Source organism: Nocardia sp. NPDC058497 (assembly GCF_042720195.1).
In the GTDB taxonomy this organism is placed as follows: Bacteria; Actinomycetota; Actinomycetes; order Mycobacteriales; family Mycobacteriaceae; genus Nocardia.
The window spans coordinates 1-7,047 of sequence record NZ_JBHXMY010000311.1; the positions used below are offsets into that span (position 1 = coordinate 1).

General features: G+C 66.3%; 7 protein-coding genes and 1 pseudogene. 7 read left to right on the forward strand and 1 reads right to left on the reverse strand.

Annotation, left to right across the window (positions count from 1 at the left end; all coding sequences use genetic code 11):
* Positions 1 to 301: 301 nt before the first annotated feature.
* Positions 302 to 985, reverse strand: coding sequence for an FMN-dependent NADH-azoreductase (locus ACFWPJ_RS20230; protein WP_378853488.1), 684 nt, complete (start codon positions 983 to 985; stop codon positions 302 to 304).
* A 133-nt stretch (positions 986 to 1,118) separates the two neighbouring features.
* On the opposite strand from ACFWPJ_RS20230, the gene ACFWPJ_RS20235 reads away from it, so the two are divergent.
* From ACFWPJ_RS20235 to ACFWPJ_RS20265, 7 genes and pseudogenes are all read left to right on the forward strand, one after another.
* The gene (locus ACFWPJ_RS20235) at positions 1,119 to 1,460 is read left to right on the forward strand and encodes a winged helix-turn-helix transcriptional regulator (RefSeq protein ID WP_378853490.1); all 342 of its coding nucleotides are present in this window, start codon (positions 1,119 to 1,121) and stop codon (positions 1,458 to 1,460) included.
* 149 nt (positions 1,461 to 1,609) lie between these two features.
* Positions 1,610 to 3,457 (forward strand): hypothetical protein, encoded by a 1,848-nt coding sequence (locus ACFWPJ_RS20240; RefSeq protein WP_378853500.1) that lies wholly within the window; start codon positions 1,610 to 1,612, stop codon positions 3,455 to 3,457.
* Positions 3,454 to 3,648 (forward strand): hypothetical protein, encoded by a 195-nt coding sequence (locus tag ACFWPJ_RS20245; RefSeq protein ID WP_378853492.1) that lies wholly within the window; start codon positions 3,454 to 3,456, stop codon positions 3,646 to 3,648. Before ACFWPJ_RS20240 ends, ACFWPJ_RS20245 begins: the two co-directional genes overlap by 4 nt.
* On the forward strand, positions 3,645 to 4,034 hold the full coding sequence (locus tag ACFWPJ_RS20250) for a hypothetical protein (protein WP_378853494.1): 390 nt from the start codon (positions 3,645 to 3,647) through the stop codon (positions 4,032 to 4,034). Before ACFWPJ_RS20245 ends, ACFWPJ_RS20250 begins: the two co-directional genes overlap by 4 nt.
* The gene (locus ACFWPJ_RS20255) at positions 4,031 to 5,359 is read left to right on the forward strand and encodes a hypothetical protein (RefSeq protein WP_378853496.1); all 1,329 of its coding nucleotides are present in this window, start codon (positions 4,031 to 4,033) and stop codon (positions 5,357 to 5,359) included. The genes ACFWPJ_RS20250 and ACFWPJ_RS20255 overlap by 4 nt, the downstream gene beginning before the upstream one ends.
* A gap of 16 nt (positions 5,360 to 5,375) precedes the next feature.
* Complete coding sequence (locus tag ACFWPJ_RS20260) at positions 5,376 to 5,885, forward strand: MepB family protein (RefSeq protein WP_378853498.1); 510 nt, start codon at positions 5,376 to 5,378, stop codon at positions 5,883 to 5,885.
* Between the two features lie 167 nt (positions 5,886 to 6,052).
* Positions 6,053 to 7,047 (forward strand): annotated as a pseudogene (locus ACFWPJ_RS20265) (Fe-S oxidoreductase); the annotation flags it as partial.

Consider the following 7,047-nt stretch of genomic DNA (forward strand, 5'->3'; position numbering starts at 1 on the left):
AGGGTGTGGGTCGTTTCGGTCATGGGTGATCCGAGAACAGCTCATGGGCGCACCCGCTGCCGACCCGACAGCGGATGGACGGAGCCACCGCGGTGACGCCCCGCCTACTGGTGTTCATAGACGCTCCTCGCCCGGGGCCTACGACAATCATCAGCGATATGCGACAACCGGGTCAATCCCCGGTTCCCCTTGGCCAACCCCAAGATTCAGCTTCAGGCAGCTTGGAGAATGCCACCGGGTACGCCTGCTCGAACGCGGATCCGACGGCGTAACCCCACCCCGAAGAGCTCCTGCTCTGGGATCAATCACGTTGCGGGGCAGCATGTTCGGCTACAGGATGACGATGGCTCACTGCACCCACAGATGTCAGCTCCGCTACCCGGTTCCGCGCGAACGCGAGGGACCGCTGCAGGCGCTCGCCGCCGAATTCGTCGTTGCCCGTGTAGACGAACTCGACCTCATCGATGCCGATGAAACCCAGGGCCGTGCGCAGGTACGGCTCTACGTGATTCGCGCTCGCGAGCGGACCACCCATCTCGTACCCGGCGTCGCCGGTGCCGACGATGACGAAGGCGCGCTTGCCGGAGACGAGTGGTGTGTACGGTGCCGCGGCCTCAGGGTCGAAGGAGAAGGTGCGGCCGACCCGGACGATCTGGTCGATGTAGGCCTTCAGCATCGCCGGTACCCCGAAGTTGTACATCGGGACTCCGAGCACCAGCACGTCGGAGGCGAACAGCTCGTCCACCAGCTGGTCGCTGTAGGCCAGGGCCTCGCGCATCTGCGTGGTCCGCTCGCCTGGCGTGGTGAAGGCGGCGGCGATCCAGTCCTCGGTGAGGTGCGGAGGCGGTTCGTGGCCGAGGTCGCGGCGGATCACCGTGTTGCCGGGTCCGCCCTCGCTCCAGCGTTCGGCAAACTCCCGGACCAGTGTGCGGGTGTGTGAGCGCGACCGGCGCGGGCTGGCATCGAGCTGCAGCAGCTGGACCATCTCTGATTCTCCTGTCAGGGCGGGGTAACGTGCGGAACCGAGCCTGCCCGACGGGGAACATCCGCGTAAGAACGCACATTTCTGTTACCCGGTACCCTTTTTCATACCTTTGCCGGTGAGACGAGGATGTGGCATGGCGAAACGTAAGCAGGATCTCGATTTCGACTGCCCGGTCGAAGTCACCCTCGATGTGATCGGCGGCAAATGGAAGGGCATGATCGTCTTTCAGCTGAGTGAGGGAACGGCGCGGTTCAGCGAGATGCGCCGCACCATGCCGCACGTGACCCAGCGGATGCTGACCGCGCAGCTGCGCGAACTCGAACGCGACGGCGTCCTCACCCGCACCGTGTATCCGGAGGTCCCGCCCCGCGTCGAGTACGAGCTGACAGACTTCGGCCGCGGACTCGTCCCGATCATCCGGCTGATGGAGACCTGGGGCGAGCGGTACCGGGAGCAGCTCCGTCAGGCCGGGTAGTCAACCGGGGGTTGCCCGCAGCTGAGCGCTGAGTTCGAACCGCGTCCTGTGCGCGCGGGGTACCGGCGCCGCGCGGAATTCGGGATACTGTTCGTTACCCCCGCAGACCGGGCGCTTCGACCCATCGGAGGACTGCCGTGTCCACAGCGATGACCGATCCGTCGACAATCCTGACCGCGCAGGGCACCGAAGGCGGTGGCGCTGCCCTCGATCAGGTCGCACTGATGACCGGCGCGGCCGCGGTGGTAGGCGCGGTCCTGCTGGTGGTGGCCTACCTGCATCGGACGCGGCGCATCACCTGGCTGCGCCGCCTGGCCGACTTCAGCGGTCGCATCATGAACCGTCCCGGCTGGGTGGCGCTGCCGATCCTGATGTTCCTCGCGACCATCCTGACCGCGTTCCTCGGCTTCATCTGGGATGTGAGCCTGCACGTCGGCAAGGGCCGCGACGCCGGACCGCTGGCCAACCCGGCGCACTACTTCATTCTGGTCGGCCTGTTCTTCCTCTTCATGGCCGGCATGCTGGCGATCGTGCTGCCGCTCGACGAGAAGCCGGGCAGTGCCGCGGTGCGCATCACCCGCGACTGGTACGCCCCCGTCGGCGGCATCTTGATCGCGGGTGCCGGGTTGTACGCGCTGATCGGTTTCCCGCTCGACGACATCTGGCATCGGTTGTTCGGCCAGGATGTCACCCTCTGGGGCCCGACGCACCTGATGCTCATCGGCGGTGCGGGCTTGTCGTTGATCGGCGTGCTGCTGCTCGAACTCGAAGGCCGATACAACCGGCCTGATCCCGAGCGGGTCGACGGGCGGGTCTTGTGGGCGGTTCGGGCATTCGCTTTCGGCGGTCTGGTGATCGGACTGTCGGTGTTCCAGGTCGAGTTCGACTTCGGCGTCGAGCAGTTCCGGCTGGTGCTGCATCCGATGTTGATCGTCTTCGCCGCGACGATCGCCCTGATCTCGGCGCGGTTGACGCTCGGCCCATTCAGCACGCTGCTGCTCGTTGCCTTCGCATTCTGTGTGCGGTATGTCGTCGCTGTCCTCGTCGGGACCGGATTCGAGGCGCCGCGCACCGTGTTTCCGCTGTATCTCGGCGCCGCGATCGTGGTCGAACTGCTCGCCCTCGTGCCGCTGATTCGCCGCCCGCTCTGGTGGGGCGCGCTTACCGGGTTCTGCGTGGCGACGGTGGGTGTCTGGCTCGAATCGCTGTGGATCGAGCGGATGTTCGTCAATCCCTGGGTCGCCGGGATGTGGCCGGAGCTGCTCGCGATGGCAGTGCCGGTCGGTGTGGCGGGCGGTGTGATCGGCGCGATGCTCGGCACAGTATTGCGCGGCGAGGCATTGCCCAGCCCCACGGTGCGGCGTGGGATCGTGGTCGTCGCGGTGGTGATCGCCGCAGCGGCGACCACGAACGGCCTGATCATCCGGGTACCGGAGAGCGCGTCGGCGACCGTCACACTCACCGACGCCGCGCCCGAACAGGGCGGACGGATGGTCACCGCCGACATCCGGCTCTCCCCCGAGGATCTGATCGGTTCCGATCCCGAATGGGTGGAGATCCTGTCCTGGCAGGGCGGCACCGGCGACGACAGTCCCGGCCACGGTCTCGTCGTGGACAAGCTGCGCCGCGTCGCCGACGACCACTTCGTTTCCACCCGGCCCGTGCCCGTGCACGGCACCTGGAAAACGCTGCTGCGCCTGCAGGATGGGCGCATGCAAGCCGCGCTGCCGATCTTCATGCCGCTCGATCCCGGCATCGGCGCCGCGGAGGTGCCCGCGCCAGCGAGCTTCACGCGGCCATTCGTCGCGGAGATCACGGTACTGCAGCGCGAGCGGTCCTTCGACCATCCGTCCTGGCTGATCGGCCTCGCGGGCCTGGTGGTGCTGGCCTGCAGCCTGGCTTTGATCGCGGCGATGTCGTGGGGCGCTGCCCGCATCAACGACCGCTATCTGGCGGCGGGCCGCACACAGGACCAGAAGACAACGGCCCCAACATGATTCGCCAGGACGACGTCGACATTCTCGCCGACCACTCCCTGCTGTTGGCGATTCCGGCCTTCCTGCCCGCGATCGCGCTCGTCGGTCTGGTGCTGTTCATCGCGATGCGGGACCGGCGCGCGGAGAAACGCGAGAACGCAGACGCGGAAACACGATCCGCGCAGACCGGTCGCACCGAGGAGCATCCGTGATCAATCGCGTGCTCCAGTACGGGCTACTCACGGTCGCGGTGGGTTCGCTGCTCGTCGGCTGCGCATCCGGCGACCGGTCCGGGGCGAGGACCACCCCGACCGGCGAGCCCGCGAGCGCAGCCCGCACCATCGACATCCGGATCGCGAACGGCACAGTCTCCCCGGCCAATACGCGCACCGAAGCCGAGGTCGGGGAACGGATCGTGTTGCGAGTCGACAGTGACACCACCGACGAACTGCATGTCCACTCCGACCCCGCGCACACCTTTCCCGTGGCTGCGGCTTCCGGACAGGAGTTCGGCTTCACCGTGACGGTGCCAGGCCAGGTGGAGATCGAACTGCATCACGCTGGACGGACGGTGACGACGCTGCTGGTCTGGCAGTGAGTGTCCTCGCCCACGGTATCGGCGGTGCCGCGGACCTGCCGATTCCGCTCACCTACGCGTTGGTCGGCGCGGCGTGGGCGCTGACCTTCTCGTTCGCGCTGCTGTTCTTCGCCTGGCGCCGGCCACGATTGGACCCCTGCTCGCCGGGATACGTACTGCCCGCGCCGGTCCGCCGGGTGATCGACGCACGCACGACGCGAACGATCATCGCCGCGGTGAGCGTGGCGGTGACCGCCTGCGTGATCGTCATCGCGGTGTTCGGCTCCTCGGACCCGGCCCGGAATCCGGTGCCCGGAGTGCTGTACGTCGGCGTCTGGGTCGGTGTGATGGTGGGGTCCCTGCTGATCGGGCCGGTCTGGAAGGTCGTCTCCCCAGCCAGAGCGATTCACCGATGGGGTTGCCTGCTGCTGCGACGCCAGCCGGAACTCGGGCTTCTCCGCTACCGCGAGGAATGGGGGTACCGCCCCGCGGCGCTCGGCCTGTTCTCCTTCGTCTGGCTGGAATTGGCGTGGCGCGCGCCAGGATCGGTGGGATCGGTGCTGACGTGGCTGCTCGGCTATCTGGTCGTGACCTCGATCGGGCTCGTACTGTTCGGCACCGTCTGGGCGGAACGGGCCGATCCGCTCGAGGTGTACAGCACGCTACTGGCGCACCTGAGCCCCTATGGGCGGGACAGCGCCGGACGGGCGGTGTTGCGGATGCCACTGAACAATCTCGCGGGCACTCCGGCACTCGCCGGTTCCGTGGCCGTCGCGGCGACGCTGCTCGGATCCACCGCTTTCGACAGTTTCTCCACCTTCCCGCGGTGGCGCGAGCTGGTCGATGATCTGGCGCCGGTCCTCGGCGCGGAGCTGGTGCGCACGGCCGGGCTGCTGGTTTTCATCGGGGTGGTCGGCGGGCTGTTCTCCGTCGCCGCGCGTGCCACCGGCGGTGTCTCCCCCGCCGATCTAGCGCTGCTGCCGCGGCGGCTGGCGTTCAGCCTCACCCCTCTCGTGGCGGGTTACCTGATCGCCCACTACCTCACGTTTCTCGTCGAGAAGGGGCAGGCGACAGTGCTGCTGTTCGCGGACCCACTGGATCGCGGCTGGAACATCGCCGGCCTGGCCGACCGAGACGTCGCCTACATGCTGTCGAGTCATCCGAGCCTGCTCGCCACCGCCACAGTGCTCGCCGTCCTGATCGGCCACATCCTCGCCGTCACCGCCGCCCACGACCGCTGCCTTCAGCTTCTCCCCCCTCGTCACCGACTCACCGGCCAGCTGGCATTGATGCTGACCATGGTCGGATTCACCTTCACCGGGCTGTACCTTCTGTTCGGAGGTTAGCGGAGGGGGAGTTGCGGTGGCTTTCGTAGATACGCATTCTGAACTGGCCGAGGCATCGCGCCTCTACAACCTTCTGGGCTTGGAGTTTTCGGCTCCAGTTCCCGAGACCGAGAACGCCGAGTACGGGGCCTGCGTGTTCCACGTCGGTGGCCGATCTGTCAGGTTCCGGATCGGCAAGGTGACACCGGCGAAAGTCGGGTTGTTCGTAGCGGTCTGGCAACGCGCAAGCGATGGTTCGCCGGAGCCGTTCGCGAGTGAGGACGCCGTCGACCTCTTGGTGATCGCCGTTCGAGAACACCGCCACTCAGGTCAGTTCGTGTTCCCGAAGCGGGCGTTGATCGAGCACGGCATCGTTTCGGTCGGCGGCCGGGGCGGGAAGCGTGGATTCCGCGTGTACCCACCGTGGTCTGCGACAGCGAACAAGCAGGCCGGGCGGTCTCAAAGCTGGCAGTGCGACTACTTTCTCGACCTCGGAGAGGCACGCGAGGTCGACCTGGACCGGGCCCTCCGCCTGTACACAAGCTGATGCAACCCTCGAACGACGACTGACACCCGGCCTCGAAAAAGCTGCCCCGAAGCAGGTCTTCCGCCTCCGCCGATTCGGTGATAGTTTGACACCAAGGATGAAGTTACCGACCAGTAACATGTCCGTTGTTCCTGGTCACTGACTTACCGGGACTGGGGGGCTGCACAATGACCACTGCCACGATCACACTCGGGATCATCGGCATCACGATTACCCTGCTCTGCTGGGGGATGCTCTTCGCCGGGATCAGCCGGATGATTCGCATCTTCCGCGCGGGCCAGCCCGACCTGTCACGGCTTCGCCCGTTCCTGCCGCGGGCGAGGACCGTCGTCGTCGAGGTTGTCGCGCACACACGGATGAACAAGTTCCGGACCGTCGGCTGGGCGCACTGGCTGGTGATGGTCGGGTTCCTGCTCGGGATGGTCTTCTATTTCGAGTCCTACGGCCAGACTTTCGATCCCGAGTTCGGCTGGCCGATCATCGGCGACACCTTCGGCTACCACCTGCTGGAGGAAGTCCTCAGCCTCGCCACCATCATCGGAATCGTGGCGCTGATCGTCATTCGGCAGCTGAACCACCCGCGGCGACCCGAGCGGCTGTCCCGGTTCGGTGGGTCGAATTTCCTTGCCGCATATCTCATCGAGACGATCGTGCTCATCCACGGTCTCGGTGATGTCCTGGTCAAGGCAGGCAAGATCGCCACGTATGGCGGCGGGCACATCTCGACCGACCTGTTCACCATGCAGGTCGCCCGAGTGCTACCGGCCAGCCCGCTGATGATCTCGGTCTTCGCGTTCGTCAAGATGCTCGCCGGCGCGGCGTTCCTGTATCTCATCGGCAGCAAGCTGACCTGGGGTGTTGCGTGGCACCGGATTTCGGCGTTCTTCAACATCTACTTCAAGCGGGAGGACGACGGCGGAGTCGCGCTCGGGGCGGTCAAGCCCATGATGTCCGACGGCGCGATCCTGCTGATGGAGGATGCCGACCCGGACACCGACACGTTCGGTGTCGGCAAGGTCGAAGACTTCACCTGGAAGGGCTTGCTCGACTTCACCACCTGTACCGAGTGCGGTCGCTGCCAGAGCCAGTGCCCGGCCTGGAACACCGGAAAGCCGTTGTCTCCCAAGCTGCTGATCATGTCGCTGCGCGACCACACCTACGC